The following is a 15,522-nucleotide window of genomic DNA, read 5'->3' as shown; positions in this document are numbered from 1 at the left end:
TACAGCAAGTTACAGAACGAATGTCCTAATTTTTGCCTTATCTCGGCATGACCCCTCATCAGCGCCATCGCGCAGCAGACCAATCTGCTGGCGTTGAATGCAGCCATCGAAGCGGCCAGGGCCGGCGAACAGGGCCGTGGTTTCGCGGTGGTGGCCGACGAAGTCAGGCACCTGGCGAGTAACACCCAGAGCTCGGTCGAACAGGTACGCACGGTGATCGAAACCTTGCAACAGCTGAGCCAGGCTGTGGTGCACAGCACCCAACTAAGCCGCGAACAAGCCGGCGGCAGCGTGATTCAGGTACAACAAACCCGGGTGGCGCTGGAGAGCATTTCGAAGGCCGTGGATGTGATCGAACAGATGAATCAGCAGATCGCCAGCGCGGCACTGGAGCAAAGTGGCGTGATAGACGATATCAGCCATCGGGTCAGCGACATTCGTGGCATCAGCGAAACACTCGCCGGCCGGATGAACGAGGCGTCGGAGGCCAGTGATTTACTGCATCAAATGGCCAATCACCAGCAGCAACTGGTCAGGCACTTCCGCGTGTAAAGGGTCTGCCGCCTGACTGAGCTACAGTGGCCGCCCTCCCATTCGCCTTCAATGAGCACCACCCATGACTTTTTCACGCCGCTGGCTGATCCTCGCGATTATTTCCAGCGCATTGCTGCTTATCGTCATCGACATGACGGTGCTCTACACCGCCCTGCCCACGCTGACCCGAGAGCTGAATGCTTCAGCCTCGGAAAAGCTCTGGATCGTCAACATCTATGCGCTGATCGCCGCTGGCCTGCTGCTGGGCATGGGGACACTCGGTGACCGTCTCGGGCACAAACGCCTGTTCATCGGCGGGCTCGGTGTGTTCGGCCTGTTCTCGCTGATTGCGGCGTTTTCAACCTCCGCCGCTGTATTGATCGGTGCACGTGGTTTCCTCGCAGTCGGCGCGTCGATGATGATGCCCGCCACGCTGGCGATCGTGCGGGTGACGTTCACCGACCCGCGTGAACAGGCCATGGCGTTCGGCATCTGGGCCTCGGTGGCGTCAGGCGGCGCGGCGTTCGGCCCGGTGATCGGCGGCCTGCTGCTGGAGCATTTCTGGTGGGGCTCGGTGTTCCTGATCAACGTGCCGATTGTGCTGGTCGCGTTGGTCGTCGGCGCGCTATTGATCCCGAATAACCCCGGGGATGCGAGCAAACGCTGGGACTGGCTGGGATCGCTGCAGGTGATGATCGGCTTGATCAGCGTAGCGTATGCGGTGAAGGAACTCGGCAAGCGCACGCCCTCTTTCGAAGGCATGCTGATTGCACTGGTGCTGGGCGCGCTGTTTCTGACGCTATTCATTCGGCGCCAGCGCCGCGCGACCCAACCGATGCTCGACCTGGCGCTGTTCAGTTCCGCCGGTTTCAGGAACGCGGTGATTGCGGCGGTTGTGTCGGCTGCTGCGTTGATCGGCATGGAGCTGGTGTTCAGCCAACGCCTGCAACTGGTGCTGGGCCTGTCGCCACTGGAAGCGGCATTGTTCATCCTCCCGCTACCGCTGGGCTCGTTTATCTCCGGGCCGCTTGCCGGTTACTACCTGCCTCGCCTGGGGAACCAGCGGATGCTGTTCTGGACGCTGCTGCTATCCGCGGCGTCGATGCTGGCTTACCTGCTGTTGTATGAGGCGGCGGTGTACCTGCAACTGATCGTTCTTGGGCTGCTGGGGCTTACCATTGGCGCAGCACTGACGGCGTCGTCCAGCACCATCATGCTCAGCGTACCGGCCGATCAGGCCGGCATGGCCGCCTCCGTCGAGGAGGTGTCGTTTGAATTGGGCGGTGCCGTCGGTGTGACGCTGTCGGGCAGCCTGTTGTCGGCGATTTATGCGTACTCGGCGGGCCTGGCGATTCCAGCGTGGCTGAGCCGCAATCCCGCGACATTCGACAGTCTGGACGATGCGCTGGTGGTCGCCGAAACCTTGTCGCCCGAAGGCGCCGCGATGCTGCGCGCATTCGCCCGCTCGGCATTCGATGCGGGCTTTGTTGCGGTGCTGGTGGCGTCGGCAGCGCTGCTTTTGATCGCAGCGCTGCTGGTCAAGCTGGGCCATCAACCACCGCGGGCCGCGCCTTAGAGCTTGTGGCTGCCCAAGGCCAGGAACCGCTCTGGCGATGCCTTGCGCAGCCGCGCCGCGAGGAATACGCCGCCCAGCAAGGCCAATGGAATAATCGCGCAGAGACTGTAGGACAGCAATCGGCTGGCGCCGGTGAGCACGTCGAAATGCACCACGGCAAGGATCAGCACTGCCAACAGGGCCAAGCAAGAGAAACCGGGGAAAATCTGCCCACGCCAAACCCCGACCTTGAGCTGCGGTTGACCTCGGAAGTACATCAGCACCGCTGCCGAAGTGAGCGCCATCAGCAAAATCACGCAGAGCGTGGCCAGGTTGGACAGCCAGGCAAACAGTTGCAGGATCGGATCGGCATCCAGCGCAGCGAAAATCAGCACCACCACGGCCGAGATCAGGCTCTGCAACGCCGAGCCCATATGCGGGCTCTGGTGCACGCGGTGGGTCGTGCCTAACTGGCTGTGCAGCAAACCGTCACGGCCAATCGCATAGAAGTAGCGCGCGGCGGCGTTATGAAAGGCCAACAGCCCGGCGTAGATACTGACCATGAACAGGACGCGGATAATCTTTGTCAGGTGCGGGCCGACAAAGTGGTCGGACATGCCATAGATAAAGGTGGTCGGGTCCTGCAAGGCCTGCAGCATCGGCACGATTTTATCCGCGCCCACGCCCACCACCATCGACCACACCGACAATGCGTAGAACGCCCCAATCAGCAACACCGAGCAGTAAGTCGCAATCGGAATGGTGCGCTTGGGGTCCTTGGCCTCTTCGCCGTAGATGGTCGTGGCCTCGAAGCCGATAAAGGCGGCGAAACAGAACAGCAGGCCGATTGACGGCGTGCCACTGAACACATGGCTACTGCTGAACGAATCAAGGTTGATGCCGCTGTCGCCGCCGGACTTGAGGATGGCGAAGTCCAGGACCAGGATCGCCAGGTATTCGGCGATCACCATCACCGACAGCACCCGTGCTGACAGGTCAATCTTGCGATAGCCCAGGATCGCGATGCTCGCCATCGCCATCAGCGAGTAAGCCCACCAGGGCAACGCCAGGCCGAAGGCAGCCTCCATGGTGCCGCTGACCACCCCGCCGAACATCCCGTACAACCCGACCTGCAGGATGTTGTAGGCAAACATCGCCAGCACCCCGGCGGCACCGCCCGCCAGGCCACCCAGGCCTCGGGACGTGAACGCGTAAAAACCACCGGCATTGGTCACGTGGCGCGACATGGTGGTGTAACCCACCGAGAACGCCAGCAGCACCAGCAAGGCGAGGATCAGCAAGGCCGGGGTACCGGCGCCATTGCCCAGCATGATGCCAATGGGGAAGCCGCCGGCGATCACGCTCAGCGGGCTTGCCGCCGACACCACGAAGAAGATAATGAAGCCCACACCCAGGGCACCACGCTTGAGCTCCGTGGAGCTGTTGACCGGGTTAAATACACTCATGTTGTTGACCTTATTGTATGAGGCAGTCGCTTTAGGATCGGTGCAGCCGGCTACGCAGCGTCACCAAACAGCTTGTCGTTCTTATTGCACGCTGGCACTGATCCTATGCCTGCGCTGCAACGCCCCGATATCCCAAATCGGTAACTCAAGCACCCACAGCGAAGCTCCTGCGCATTCAGAGCTGATGACGCAGGCTATTTCAGGTCTTTCTAGCGTTGTTTGTCAGGCCCGCACACAACTCGTGATGGCGGCGCGGGCAGTCTGGGATGGCAATTCCGCGAACAGCTCTTGGTATTCCGCGGCAAAATGGCTCAGGTGATAAAAGCCCCACTGGGCCGCGGCATCGCCAATCGACAGCTCGCAGGCGCGGGTAGACATCAAGGCTCGACGGACACCGTTAAGCCTCACGGAGCGCAAGTAATTCAGTGGAGTGGTCTCGGCGACCGAGCGGAAGCTGTTCTGCACCGTGCGTCGGCTCACCTGAAGGCGTTGGCATAAATCGATCACGCTGGGCACATTGATCATTTCGCCGGTCGCCAGGCGGTGGCATTTCTCTACGATAAAACTGCGCGTGGAGCTGGGACTGCGCTGTTGCTTGTCGCAGGCTGGGTCGATCATCAGTTGCAACAACTCGCTGAGCATCGCCTGCTCCAACGCCGCCTCGCGCTCTTGATCCAGCGTGCTATCGAGATCTTCGTACACCAGTGCCTGGGAGAAAAGCGCCAGCAATCGGCGCCGGGCCTGTGCAAATCGCTGGGGGGAAACCCTGATCACCGGCTGGCGCAGCAACCGGTTGAGTTCCTTCGCCGAAGCGGTCTGCTCCAACGCCTCATCGAATAATTCACGCTCGAAGGTGATAGAAAGCAGCTCCATGCCCATCGGCATATGGAACATGAATTCCTCGCCGCCATGGAGAAAGAACAGGCTGCTGTCATCTACCTCGCGCCCCTGCATGCGAATCGATCCTGGGACGTTGATCGGCACGGCAAAGCACATCTTGCCTTTAGGCGCCACGCCGTTCTGTACCACGCGCTGGTTGATCTGTTCGAGAAACAGGTGGCAACCCGAGGTGGTCAGTTGCATGAGCGTGCTCTCGGCGCAGCCCGAGGTTAACTGGCTGTAGTCCTGGTTCCACTGCTGGATGGTGGCTGCATGGACATGGATATCGCGAAAATGGCTGATCGTTTGGTTTTTCATTGGGGCATGCCTCTACCAATATTTTTGTTTTTTTTAGATCGGCGATCCAATTGATAGTCGCACATCGCAAAAGTCCTGCAAATTGTTTATGTGCTGGAATGCAAGCAAACCATGTGCCGATTCGGGATACCGGCCTGGAACGCGCGCCGGAGATGATCGGCACACTTAAATAGACATTCCAGAGAGACCGTCATGAGTGAAGCCAAATTTCAATCCCTGCACTTTGCAGATGCCCCGCAGATTATTTCCGGCGAACTGCCCGGCCCCAAGACCCGCGAAGCCCTGGCGCTGTCGGCGCGCACCGAGTCGATGGCGCGCGGCGGCGGACGTATGCCGGTGGCCATGGACCGTGCCTTCGGTGCGACCTTCAAAGACCCCGACGGCAACACCTACATCGACCTGTCCGCAGGCGTCGGTGTCAGCAGCGTGGGCCGCTGCCACCCCAAAGTGGTGCAAGCGATTCGCGAACAGTCCGAAGTGCTGATGCATGCCCTGGAAATCAACAGCACCCGGCGTACCGAGTTGGCTGCCAAGCTTTCCGAAATCGCGCCCGAGGGTTTGCGTGGCGACTGCGTTACCTTCTTCACGCAAAGCGGCAGTGATGCGTTGGAGGCGGCGATCAAGTTCGCCAAGCGCGTCACCGGGCGGCACCAGATCATCGCCTTCCACGGCGGCTACCACGGCGTGTGGCACGCTTCCGGTTCGCTGACCACCGGCACGGCCTACCGCAAGGGCTTTGGTGCCCAGATGGGTGGCGTGATTCACGCGCCCTACCCTTACGCCTACCGCTTCCCTTTCGACACCACCCACAAGAGCGCCGAGCAGATCGCTGGCGAGTACATCGACTATCTGTTGAACACCCCCTACACCGCGGCCGATGACGTGGCTGCCGTGATCGTGGAGCCGGTACAGGGCGAAGGCGGCTACGTGCCACCCTCTCCGGAGTTCCTGCAACTGCTGCGCAAGGCCTGCGACCGCAGCGGCACATTACTGATCGTCGATGAAGTGCAATCGGGTGCCGGCCGCACCGGCAAGATGTGGGCGGTCGAACATTCCGGCGTGAAGCCCGACATGCTCACCTTCGGCAAAGGCATCGGCAGCGACCTGCCCATGGCCGGCCTGATCATGCGCTCGGACCTGGCGGCGCAGATTCCCGACGGTTCCATGCCCAACACGTTCGCCGCCAACTCGTTGTCGGCCGCAGTGGCACTGACCAACATCAGCATCCTCCAGGACCCGGACCTTGACCTGCTCAACCGCGCCCACACCCTGGGCCTGGAGGCACAGGCGCATATTCGCGCCTTCAACAGCCCGTTGGTCGGCGAAGTGCGCGGGCGCGGCCTGATGATCGGTATCGAACTGATCGAAGACCCACTCACCAAGGCGCCCCTGGCGGGCGAGAAGATCGGCCAACTGATGGGCTACCTGCTCAACCACGGTGTGCTGATGATTCCGTGTGGCCGCTACAGCAACGTCATGCGCGTCATGCCTTCGCTGACCATATCTCGCGAGCTGTTCTTCAAGGCCCTGGATATCTTCGGCGACGCCCTGGCTTCTCTCAAAGCATGACCTTGCCCATTACTCGAGGACCGCAATATGACTGAGCACTTGAATCATTTCATCGAAGGTGTGTCCTGCGAAGCCTTCGACCGTCGTCGTATCAACCTGGTCAACCCCGTGAATGAACAGGTGTACGGCAGCTCCGCGCGAGGCACCCGCGAGGATGTCGACCGTGCGGTGGCCGCTGCACGCCAGCAACTGGAACGCGGCGAGTGGAGCCAACTCGACGGCGCCGCGCGTGGCCGACTGTTGTCGAAACTGGCCGACCTGGTTGAGCGCGACACTGAACTGCTGGCCGATCTGGACGCCAACGCTATCGGCCGCTCCCCCATCGAGCCGCGCCGGATGGACCTGCCCAACGCGATCGCCAACCTGCGCGCCGCCGCGGGCTGGGCCAACCAGCTCGAAGGTCGCACCATTCCCACCGGGGGGTACTTCGGCACCAAAACCCTGTCTTACACGGTGCGCGAGCCGGTCGGCGTGGTGGGTGCCATCGTGCCCTGGAACTCGCCGCTGATGATCACGGTGTGGAAACTCGCTGCGTTGCTGGCGGCGGGCTGTACCGTCGTGGTCAAGCCATCGGAAGAAACCCCGCAGTCGGCTCTGCACCTGGCGCTGCTGGCGCAGGAAGCGGGCTTCCCGGACGGCGTGATCAACGTGGTCACCGGCTACGGCAATGAAGTGGGGCGCGCCCTGTGCGAACACCCGGATATTGCCAAGATCAGCTTCACCGGCAGCCCCGAGGCTGGGCGTGAAATCCAGCGCACCGCCGGTGTGTTGTTCAAGCGCGTGGCCTTGGAATTGGGCGGCAAGAGCCCGCAGATTGTGTTCGATGATGCGTCCTTCGACGACGCCCTGCGCGGCTGTACCCTCGGCCTGTTCGCCAACCAGGGCCAGGTGTGTGCCGCCGGTTCGCGGATCCTGGTGCAACGCAGCCTCGCCGACCGTTTTGGTGCAGCGCTGGCCGAAGCCGCACAGGCAGTGAGCGTGGGCGACCCTCGCGAGCCCGGCGTACAGATGGGGCCGGTGGCCAAGAAGGCTCAATTCGATCGCGTCAACCGCTACATCCAACTGGGCATCGACCAAGGCGCCACGCTGCTGGCCGGCGGCGTCTCGGCACCCAAGCAGGGCTGGTTCGTGCGTCCGACGATCTTCGCCAACGCCCGCAACGACATGGAAATCGCCCGGGATGAGATCTTCGGCCCCGTCGGCACGCTGATTACGTTCGACAGCGAAGACGAAGCGGTCGCCCTGGCCAACGACAGCAGCTACGGCCTGGCGGCCACGGTCTGGACCAGCGACCTGGTACGAGCGCACCGCGTTGCTGCGGCAGTGAAAGCTGGCGCCGTGGGCATCAACTGCTGGAGCCCATTGGACGCCAACCTGCCTTGGGGCGGCGTCAAGACCAGCGGTATCGGACGTGAAGGTGGGTTCAGCGGCGCGCTGGCCTACACCGAGGAGAAAGTCATCACCGTCCTCCTGCCCGCCTGAGCCTATTCGTTGTCCTGACCGAGCCACCCTCCAACGTTGAGGGTGGCCATTCAACCGTGCATCGATCCGTGGAGAACCTGACATGAACCCAATAGATCAACCGACAATCGATCGGTACCCGACCTCCCTGCGCGTGTTGCACTGGGTGCGTGCCGTGCTCGTGCTGGGCCTGCTCTGGGCCGGCTGGCATATGACCGGAATGAATGATGAGGTGGCGAGCAAATTCGAGCTGTATTACCCCTGGCACAAGTCCTTCGGGGTGTTGACGTTCCTGGTGGTCCTGACTCAGCTCGCCGTGCGCTTTCGCACCCCCAATTTGCCGCAGCCGCTGGAAACCCTGGCGGGGTATGAACGGTTCCTGTCACGCCTGATTCAGCGCGCCATGTATGTGCTGTTGGTGATCGTGCCGTTGATGGGGTACTCCATGTCGAGCACGTTCACCATGAGCGACGGCGTGTTCTTTTTTGGGGTTAACCTGCCCGAGCTGTTGCCAAAGAATGACGATTGGTTCGTCGTGTTCCAATGGCTGCACAAAGTCCTCGCCTATAGCTTGCTTGTCCTGATCGTGCTGCATGTGGCGGGCGCCCTCAAGCATCGCTTCTACGACCGCGACCCGCGCAACGACGTGCTGCGCCGCATGCTCTGAATGGATGAGGCGTTGACGCAAAACGTCAACGCCTGCCTGGCCCCGCAACAGCCCTCAATGACAACTCAGAACGTCGCCCACACAATGAACTGCATGTACGTGTTGGTCGACGCGCTGCCGCTCTGCCCGCCCCCGTTGCCTAACCACTTCTCAGGCTTATAGAGGCCGATCAACGGCGAAAGCGTGATGTTATCCGTGACCATCCAATCCAGAAACAGGTCGACCTCCCGCGCCGCGAAGTCCCGTTCATTGCGACGGGACAGTTGATGGTAGTCGAAGGCCATCGCGTTCAGGGTCAATTTCTCGGTGGGCCGGACAGAGAGCAGCACATCGTTGATCTGCATATTCGACGTCACTGAACCGGCGTAGTTGGACGCGACTTCACCCTGGTAGCGTTTGCGAAAGCCGCCCTGGAACAGGAAGTCCCACCCTTCGGAATAGCGCGAATAGCGATAACTGACCGTCGGCTGCCATCGCACATCGGTGAAGGTGTAGCCCGCGTCGAAGAACATCGCCCGCTGTGAACCGGAACGTTTTTCCTGGCGCGCCACCTCGAATGCGAAGTCGGCGTTCTCAATCCCGGCGTTGCCCTGCCCGCGAATGCTGTAGACATTCATGCCCTTGCGTTCAAGCCGATCTGCGAAGGCATATTTCTCATCCACATCCAGGCCGTGTATGTAGGTCGAACCGATCGAACCGATGGCCGTGGTGTAGTCGATAGTGCCCACTGCCAGTTCGGTCTTGGACTGCCCGGGGTTATCGGATTTCAACCATATCAAGCTGCCGTGCAGCCCTTCCTTGCCGCCCAGCTTCAGCACCGCCGTGTTGCCAAACGCCAGGCGTTGGCCAAGGTAAAAGGCGCCCCCCCTGTCGAACCGGCCATCGCGCACGCCCTCGATGGGGTTGAACGCCTTGCCTGGGTTGTAGCCATCATCGGTGATCAGGAAACCGTCCACCGTCACCAACTGGCGACCGAAAGAGAAATCCACACCGTCCTTGCCCAGGGCGGGCAGCAGGTCGCCTGATCTCCAGCCGAGGAAAGCATCTTCCACGTCGGTACGGCGCTCATTGCCCGCGGTGATCGCCCCTGCGTCCCCGTCGCCCCAGGTGCCGCTGCTGAGCAGGCTGAAACCGCCATAGACGGAGCCCGCGATGATCTTGTCGGTCGTGCCGTTGAGACCATATTTGGCGTAGCCCTCCTGCCAGCGCATGCTGCCGGGCTCTTTCTGCGGGTCACCGATGTAGTTACGGGTACTGCCAAACCAACCAAATGCGGCGCCCAGGTCGGCGTTCAAGACGGTTGCACCATCATCTTCGGTGTAGAGCGTGTAGGCATGTGCCTGCACGCCGACCGCACAGAGTGCAACCATCGACAATAAGGGTGCGTAGGGGGGAATGCGCATCGGGTCTCTCCTGTTTTTATAGTTCTGAGGTGAAGCACAAGTGTTCCGGCCTGGGCCGCCTACGCGATAACCCAAATCAGCAACTGCATGGGCCTGCGCGCCAATCCGTCGTTATGCGATACCTCATCCGCGCCAAGCGCCTGAAAGCCTTCAACGGTTGCCGTTTTGGGATACGCCTCTGAACGCGAGCTCCCTATGCTCGGTTCATAAGAACCATAAAAAACGAGGCCCCCCGCCATGTCCCCTTTGTCACGCTTCCCGTTGCTCCGTCAGGGGCTTTGTCTTCTAACCCTGATCGGCTGCAGTGCCTTACCGCCTGTTGCCAGTGCCCACCATTCATTTGCGCTGTTCGACCAGACCCAGACGATCACGATCAAGGGTGTCGTCGAGCGCTTCGCCTGGACCAACCCCCACATCACGATTTACCTCGACGTTCCCGGCCCGCCGGCACAGCGCTACAAGATCGAGACGGGCAGCGTCAACGCGCTGCAACGCACGGGCTGGACGTCCAGTTCGGTCAAGGCTGGCGAAAGCGCCGAGGTGTCGTTCAAGCCGTTGAAAAGCGGCGAGCCGGGCGGGTTGCTGGTGGAGATCAAGATGGGTGACGTGGTGCTCTCGGGCGGCGGCTGAACGCAGCCCTTTCCGAATGCGGCAACACCAGAACTGGGCAAACCAGCAACGCGGAGACATTTCAATGAAACGAGCACGTTCTTCCAACACAGCCATGATCGTTCTGGGGGTGGTCCTCATGACGCTCTCCGGGATGAGCAGCGCCGCGACAGCCTCGAAAACCCAAGCCGACAAGCACAGCTCGGCCGCCCGGCCTGACATCAGCGGTACTTGGGAAAGAACCCCGGACGACTGGTTCGGCGAAAACCCGGACGACCCGGTACACCCCGGCGGTCCGATGGACCTCAAGGCGCCCTATGACGCCGAGTACGTCGAGCTCAAGAAGAAACAAGCCGTGGCCAACGCAGCCGGGAAGCCGATCGCCACCACCAGTTCAAGGTGCCTGCCCGAGGGTATGCCGACCATGATGGCGGCGCTCTTCCCGATCCAGATCATTCGCGATGACAAGCAAGTGATCATCCTCGGCGAGTACCTCCAGCAAGTGCGACGGATTCTCTTGAACCAGGCCATGCCGCCAACAGACAAGCTCGACCCCCTGTACCAAGGCCATTCGCGCGGCCACTGGGAGGGCGACACGCTGGTGGTCGAGACACAAAGCGTACGCACCGACGTGCGCTTCTATGACGTGCCCCACGGGCCGGCCATGAAGATCACCGAACGCATCCGGCTGCGCGGGCCGGATCGCTTGGAAAACCAGGTCCTGATCGAAGACCCGCAAGTACTCAACACCCCGTATCGCTTTACGTTTGAGTACAAGCGCTCCAACTACGCCATTCAAGAGTACGTGTGCGAGAACAACCAGATCGTGATCGACAGCGAGGGCAAAGCATCTCTGAGCCTTGAGTGATGACGCCTATCCGCCCCCTGCTGGAGCTTTACGAATGGAACGCCTGACCCCTATCAGCATCAGCGTCGTGCTATGGCTGTGCATCGCGGCGAACACGTTCGCCGAGGTGCCACGCATGCCCACGGCGATCGCAGTGCCGCCTTCCGACAAGGCGCCGCTGTCGTCGGCGACGCGCCCTGGCACCGAATACAGCGACCTCAACCACTACGGCTACATCGAGCAAGAGTACTACCTGCAAGGCGTCGCCCCGGCCATCACCGCCGCTGGCAAAACCCTGTTGGAAGCGCCTTACACCACGCGCATTCTGGTGCGCAAACCGGCGGACCCGGCACGTTTCAATGGCACGGTAGTGATCGAACCATTCAGTTGGTTCGGCGAACGTGCCGCCGGTTGGATCCTGACCCGCGACTATCTGCTGCGCCGCGGCTACGCATACGTCGGGTACACGCTGAATGTGAACAAGCCGGCGGTGGACCCCAAGTTCATTTCCGACACCCCAGAGGCCGAAGCCGAACAGATCGCCCAGTACGGACCGATCGTGAACTTCGAGTTCATGCGCCGCTTCGACTTTGCCCGCTACGCGCCGCTGGGCACCTATTACGACCCGGTACACTTCACGCGGGGCGCCGCGCCCGATCCGTTTGCGCCCCAGTCCCAGGGCATCGGCGCGCAACTGGCGCTGCTGCTTAAAACCAAAGGGGCACAGAGCCCTTTGGCGGGCCTGGATGTGCAGCGCGTCTATGTGAATAGCTGGGCCGTCACCGCGCAAGTCTGGATGGACTATCTCGACCAGGGCCGTCACCAGCAATGGCGCATGCCCGACGAAACACCGCTGATCGACGCCTACATGACCGGCCGCATGGCCTACGGGGAAGTGGGCGGCGACGTGATCCGCGTGCCCCGGCAGATGCCCGAAGGCGTGCCGTTCGTCACCGTCTACAGCCAGTCCGAATTGATGCATGACGTGATCGAAGGCATCCCCCTGCCCCCGGACACCGACTCCCCGCAGGTGCGCTACTACGAAGTCACCGGCATGCCCCACCTGCGCCTGGCCGACCTCGGCACGGAGCACACCGAGAAGCTCGCCGCCGATGTCGGCAAGGGCGACGACCCGCGCTGCCAGACGCTGTATGACGAACCGGTGGAACTGGTGGTCTCGGCGCTGCTGGATGGCATGGACCAGTGGGTACGCGACGGCAAGCCGATGCCCAACGCCCCGCGGGTGATACGCGACGGCAAGGCCGCTGCCCGTGCGCCCGCCACCGGCAACCTGCAAGGCGGCGTGCGACCGCCGTGGATCCAAGTGCCAAGCGCCACCTACCTCACCGACCAAGAGACCGGCTGCGGGCTGATCTACGACACCAAGGTGCCTTACTCGAAGGACGTGCTCGGCCGGCGTTATGGAAACTTCAGCCGCTATGCACAGAAGTTCGAAGACGCCAAAGCCGTTTCGATCCAGCAAGGGTACTTGCTACCGGAGGATGCGGCGGGTCTGCATCCGATCGCAAACCCTCAAGACTTCTAACCCATTGCAGGAGAAAAGCCGATGTCCTCTTCACTCATCATTGCCTGGATCTACGGGTCTCCCTTAAGCACCGCCATCCGCGACATCCTGTGGGTCATCCCCACGGTGCAGAGCATTCATATCATCGCCATCACCGTGCTCTTCGGCTCGGCGCTGATTTCCGATCTGCGCCTGGCGGGCGTGTTCGCCAGCGATGAGCCCTTGCGCGGCATCGTCCGCCGTTACTACCCCTGGATGCGCCATGCACTGATCGTCCTGTTGTGCACCGGGCTGGTGATGATCATCGCCGAGCCTGATCGGGTGCTCGTCAACTCGACGTTCTGGCTGAAGATGGTCCTCGTGGTGGCCGCGTTCAGCTTGACCTGGCTGCTTCGTCGCCCGCTGCTGCGGCGCCCCGCCGGCAACGTAGACAGTGACGACGCGCCGGGTTCCGTCAAGGCCTGTGCGTGGCTGTCGATCGGTTTGTGGTGCGTCGTGATCATCTGCGGCCGCTGGATCGCCTACACGATCTAAGCGTTTTCAACCAAAGTTCTCAGGTATTCTCCATGGATATTCAACCTCTGCTGCAAGCCGTCCAGGACACTCAGCTCGCGACGTTCATTCGCGAGTCAGGCTCGGTGTTCCCGATGCTGGAATCGGTGCATGTGATCGGCATCGCCATCGTCTACGGCACCATCGCTGTCGTGGACTTACGCCTGCTTGGCGTGACCGCCCACCGGCGCGGCGCGCTGAAACTGATCCAGGATCTGCTGCCGTACACCTGGGTCGCGTTCATGACCTGTGTGATCACTGGCCTGCTGATGTTCTGCGCCAATGGCACGACCTATGTGCAGAACACTGCGTTCCTTTTCAAAATGGGCCTGTTGATACTGGCGGGGATCAACATGGCAGTCTTCCATCTCGGGGCCTTTCGCCGAATTGCCGAATGGGACACGACACTGCCGCCTCCCCGCCAGGCGCGCGTGGCCGGCTTCAGCTCGTTGCTGTTGTGGGCGGGCGTGGTCTTCCTGGGCCGCTGGATCGCGTTCCTCTGATGGCGCGCCGCGACGCTGCAATCACGCAGGTGCGCCCACGCTCCAGCGGATGGGAGTCGCTGGCGTTGGTGCTGGCGACCCTGGCCGTCATCGCCGGCGTGGCAGGCTATGTGCTGCTGCGCCCCGAAAGCGTTGGCCCGCCCACCCCGTTGAGCTGGCAGGTGCGCTCCTTCGATGGCTTGGGCGCGGTCGATCAGGCCATACACAGCGCGTTGTTACCGGCCGGTGAAGAAATCATCTGGAACAACAACGATACCGGCGGCTGGGTCACCCTGGAGCAGGCGCAGACGCTGTTGCTGCCGCCCTTCTACCGGGATGCCTTCTGGAAAACCAATGGCGAGGTGCACTGGCAATTGATCCTGCCTGGCTCCCACCTGGCCCATACAGGTGGCCATGACGATGATGCCGCTGAGGTGAACCCGCCCGTCAACGCTGTGTCCCAGGCCACCCTGGGGCAAGGTGCAACGGTGTACTACGGCTCTGGCGGCCATGCACCGGGCCAGAGCGCCTACCTGCTGGTCATCGGTCACGCCCATGCGGGGGTGATGTGGGCCAACCAAGCGACGATCTGGGTCCACCGTGACCCGAACGCGCCCTACCCCGCCATCGTCAAGCCCGAATCCCTGGTCGGCGAGGGTTGGCGCCAAGTCATCCCGTACGACGGTGCCAGTGAAATCGAACGCGTAAAAGGAACCCAGCCATGACTGTTTCTACGAAACACCGCGCCTTGTGGCGCCGTTGTATCGCGCTGCTGGTGTTGATACCCGCCATCGCGCTTGCCGGCCCTGCCTTCGCCTCGGCAAAGAAGCTCAAGGTCGGCATCACCCTGCATCCCTACTACAGCTTCGTGAGCAATATCGTCGGTGATCGGGCCGAGGTCGTTGCGCTGATCCCCGCAGAGGCTAACCCGCACAACTACCAGCCGCAGCCCGACGACATTACCCGCGCGATGAATATCGATGTGCTGGTGGTCAACGGCATCGGTCACGATGAATGGGCCTTCCAGATCATCAAGGCTGCCGGCCGCACGCAAACGCTGCCGATTATCCAGGCGAATGCCACGGTGGCGCTGATTCCCATCGGTGGCGACCAGGAAGGGGTCAAGGTGGTCAACCCGCACACCTTCGTGTCCACCACGGCAGCGATACAGCAGGTGTTCGAGATCGCTCGCCGGCTGGGAGAGCTGGACCCGGACAACGCTGCGGTGTATCGAAAAAATGCCCTGGCGTATGCGGGCCGTATCCGCGAGCTACGCGCAGGCTTCATGACGCGCTTCGCCGCGCTGGACCTGTCTTCGTTCCGCTGTGCGACGACCCATGCGGGCTACGACTACATGATGCAGGAGTTCGGCCTGTTCGTAAGCGCCGTGATCGAGCCGCGCCACGGCGTCGCGCCGACGGCACGCCAGTTGGCCAACACCATCGAGGCGATCAAGAAGGCCAACGTCAAAGTGCTGTTCGCCGAGAAAAACTTCTCCCTCGACTTGGCCAAACCCATCGAAGCCGCCACCGGCGTGAAGGTGTTCGCCCTGTCCCACATCACCGGCGATACCTACAGCGCGGACGAGTTTGAGGTGGCGATGCGCGAAAACCTCGAAACCCTGGCGCAAGCCGTCGAGTTTACGAAGCAATGAA

14 protein-coding genes and 1 pseudogene are annotated in these 15,522 nt (G+C 61.7%); 12 read left to right on the top strand and 3 right to left on the bottom strand.

All coding sequences use genetic code 11. The features are described from left to right. Positions 1 to 57: 57 nt before the first annotated feature. Both ACODSV_RS17440 and ACODSV_RS17435 read left to right on the top strand, forming a co-directional pair. A pseudogene (locus ACODSV_RS17440) lies at positions 58 to 552 on the top strand (methyl-accepting chemotaxis protein); the annotation flags it as partial. A 64-nt stretch (positions 553 to 616) separates the two neighbouring features. Further along, the gene (locus tag ACODSV_RS17435) at positions 617 to 2,110 is read left to right on the top strand and encodes an MFS transporter (protein ID WP_150055243.1); all 1,494 of its coding nucleotides are present in this window, start codon (positions 617 to 619) and stop codon (positions 2,108 to 2,110) included. On the opposite strand, the gene ACODSV_RS17430 is transcribed toward ACODSV_RS17435, so the two are convergent. Both ACODSV_RS17430 and ACODSV_RS17425 read right to left on the bottom strand, forming a co-directional pair. Further along, a complete protein-coding gene (locus ACODSV_RS17430; RefSeq protein WP_024075467.1) occupies positions 2,107 to 3,555 on the bottom strand; it encodes an APC family permease in 1,449 nt (482 codons plus the stop codon). The two genes, ACODSV_RS17435 and ACODSV_RS17430, sit on opposite strands and share 4 nt — an antisense overlap. A gap of 222 nt (positions 3,556 to 3,777) precedes the next feature. Beyond that, a complete protein-coding gene (locus tag ACODSV_RS17425; RefSeq protein ID WP_024075468.1) occupies positions 3,778 to 4,752 on the bottom strand; it encodes a helix-turn-helix domain-containing protein in 975 nt (324 codons plus the stop codon). 192 nt (positions 4,753 to 4,944) lie between these two features. Here ACODSV_RS17425 and ACODSV_RS17420 point away from each other — a divergent pair, with 192 nt between their 5' ends. The 3 genes from ACODSV_RS17420 (at position 4,945) to ACODSV_RS17410 (ending at position 8,449) form a co-directional block, all read left to right on the top strand. After that, complete coding sequence (locus tag ACODSV_RS17420) at positions 4,945 to 6,321, top strand: aspartate aminotransferase family protein (RefSeq protein WP_069076116.1); 1,377 nt, start codon at positions 4,945 to 4,947, stop codon at positions 6,319 to 6,321. Between the two features lie 27 nt (positions 6,322 to 6,348). After that, a complete protein-coding gene (locus ACODSV_RS17415; protein WP_024075470.1) occupies positions 6,349 to 7,803 on the top strand; it encodes an aldehyde dehydrogenase family protein in 1,455 nt (484 codons plus the stop codon). 82 nt (positions 7,804 to 7,885) lie between these two features. Further along, the gene (locus ACODSV_RS17410; RefSeq protein ID WP_024075471.1) at positions 7,886 to 8,449 is read left to right on the top strand and encodes a cytochrome b; all 564 of its coding nucleotides are present in this window, start codon (positions 7,886 to 7,888) and stop codon (positions 8,447 to 8,449) included. 65 nt (positions 8,450 to 8,514) lie between these two features. Here ACODSV_RS17410 and ACODSV_RS17405 read toward each other — a convergent pair whose 3' ends face one another. Beyond that, positions 8,515 to 9,852, bottom strand: coding sequence for an alginate export family protein (locus ACODSV_RS17405; RefSeq protein WP_150095286.1), 1,338 nt, complete (start codon positions 9,850 to 9,852; stop codon positions 8,515 to 8,517). A 237-nt stretch (positions 9,853 to 10,089) separates the two neighbouring features. Between ACODSV_RS17405 and ACODSV_RS17400 the strand changes: the two genes are divergently transcribed. From ACODSV_RS17400 to ACODSV_RS17370, 7 genes are all read left to right on the top strand, one after another. Beyond that, the gene (locus ACODSV_RS17400) at positions 10,090 to 10,482 is read left to right on the top strand and encodes a DUF6152 family protein (protein ID WP_069076113.1); all 393 of its coding nucleotides are present in this window, start codon (positions 10,090 to 10,092) and stop codon (positions 10,480 to 10,482) included. A 64-nt stretch (positions 10,483 to 10,546) separates the two neighbouring features. Next, on the top strand, positions 10,547 to 11,329 hold the full coding sequence (locus tag ACODSV_RS17395; protein WP_069076112.1) for a hypothetical protein: 783 nt from the start codon (positions 10,547 to 10,549) through the stop codon (positions 11,327 to 11,329). Between the two features lie 34 nt (positions 11,330 to 11,363). Beyond that, a complete protein-coding gene (locus tag ACODSV_RS17390; protein WP_150055246.1) occupies positions 11,364 to 12,854 on the top strand; it encodes an alpha/beta hydrolase domain-containing protein in 1,491 nt (496 codons plus the stop codon). A 21-nt stretch (positions 12,855 to 12,875) separates the two neighbouring features. After that, on the top strand, positions 12,876 to 13,367 hold the full coding sequence (locus ACODSV_RS17385) for a DUF6644 family protein (protein WP_150055247.1): 492 nt from the start codon (positions 12,876 to 12,878) through the stop codon (positions 13,365 to 13,367). Positions 13,368 to 13,399: 32 nt separating this feature from the next. Next, positions 13,400 to 13,888 carry a DUF6644 family protein gene (locus tag ACODSV_RS17380; protein ID WP_069076110.1) on the top strand — a complete coding sequence of 163 codons (489 nt, stop codon included), beginning with the start codon at positions 13,400 to 13,402 and terminating at the stop codon, positions 13,886 to 13,888. Beyond that, positions 13,888 to 14,592 carry a DUF6162 family protein gene (locus ACODSV_RS17375; protein ID WP_150055248.1) on the top strand — a complete coding sequence of 235 codons (705 nt, stop codon included), beginning with the start codon at positions 13,888 to 13,890 and terminating at the stop codon, positions 14,590 to 14,592. Before ACODSV_RS17380 ends, ACODSV_RS17375 begins: the two co-directional genes overlap by 1 nt. Then, positions 14,589 to 15,521, top strand: a complete 933-nt coding sequence (locus tag ACODSV_RS17370) for a metal ABC transporter solute-binding protein, Zn/Mn family (protein WP_150055249.1) — start codon at positions 14,589 to 14,591, stop codon at positions 15,519 to 15,521. The genes ACODSV_RS17375 and ACODSV_RS17370 overlap by 4 nt, the downstream gene beginning before the upstream one ends. Position 15,522: the final 1 nt, after the last annotated feature.

The sequence above is a fragment of the Pseudomonas sp. FG86 genome (assembly GCF_057808775.1).
This window is presented reverse-complemented; position numbering and strand designations above follow the sequence as displayed.

Bases quoted from the DNA above. Each gene is read 5' to 3' on its own strand.
- ACODSV_RS17435 (WP_150055243.1), top strand. From the start codon at position 617: ATGACTTTTTCACGCCGCTGGCTGATCCTCGCGATTATTTCCAGCGCA.
- ACODSV_RS17430 (WP_024075467.1), bottom strand. From the start codon at position 3,555: ATGAGTGTATTTAACCCGGTCAACAGCTCCACGGAGCTCAAGCGTGGT.
- ACODSV_RS17425 (WP_024075468.1), bottom strand. From the start codon at position 4,752: ATGAAAAACCAAACGATCAGCCATTTTCGCGATATCCATGTCCATGCA.
- ACODSV_RS17420 (WP_069076116.1), top strand. From the start codon at position 4,945: ATGAGTGAAGCCAAATTTCAATCCCTGCACTTTGCAGATGCCCCGCAG.
- ACODSV_RS17415 (WP_024075470.1), top strand. From the start codon at position 6,349: ATGACTGAGCACTTGAATCATTTCATCGAAGGTGTGTCCTGCGAAGCC.
- ACODSV_RS17410 (WP_024075471.1), top strand. From the start codon at position 7,886: ATGAACCCAATAGATCAACCGACAATCGATCGGTACCCGACCTCCCTG.
- ACODSV_RS17405 (WP_150095286.1), bottom strand. From the start codon at position 9,852: ATGCGCATTCCCCCCTACGCACCCTTATTGTCGATGGTTGCACTCTGT.
- ACODSV_RS17400 (WP_069076113.1), top strand. From the start codon at position 10,090: ATGTCCCCTTTGTCACGCTTCCCGTTGCTCCGTCAGGGGCTTTGTCTT.
- ACODSV_RS17395 (WP_069076112.1), top strand. From the start codon at position 10,547: ATGAAACGAGCACGTTCTTCCAACACAGCCATGATCGTTCTGGGGGTG.
- ACODSV_RS17390 (WP_150055246.1), top strand. From the start codon at position 11,364: ATGGAACGCCTGACCCCTATCAGCATCAGCGTCGTGCTATGGCTGTGC.
- ACODSV_RS17385 (WP_150055247.1), top strand. From the start codon at position 12,876: ATGTCCTCTTCACTCATCATTGCCTGGATCTACGGGTCTCCCTTAAGC.
- ACODSV_RS17380 (WP_069076110.1), top strand. From the start codon at position 13,400: ATGGATATTCAACCTCTGCTGCAAGCCGTCCAGGACACTCAGCTCGCG.
- ACODSV_RS17375 (WP_150055248.1), top strand. From the start codon at position 13,888: ATGGCGCGCCGCGACGCTGCAATCACGCAGGTGCGCCCACGCTCCAGC.
- ACODSV_RS17370 (WP_150055249.1), top strand. From the start codon at position 14,589: ATGACTGTTTCTACGAAACACCGCGCCTTGTGGCGCCGTTGTATCGCG.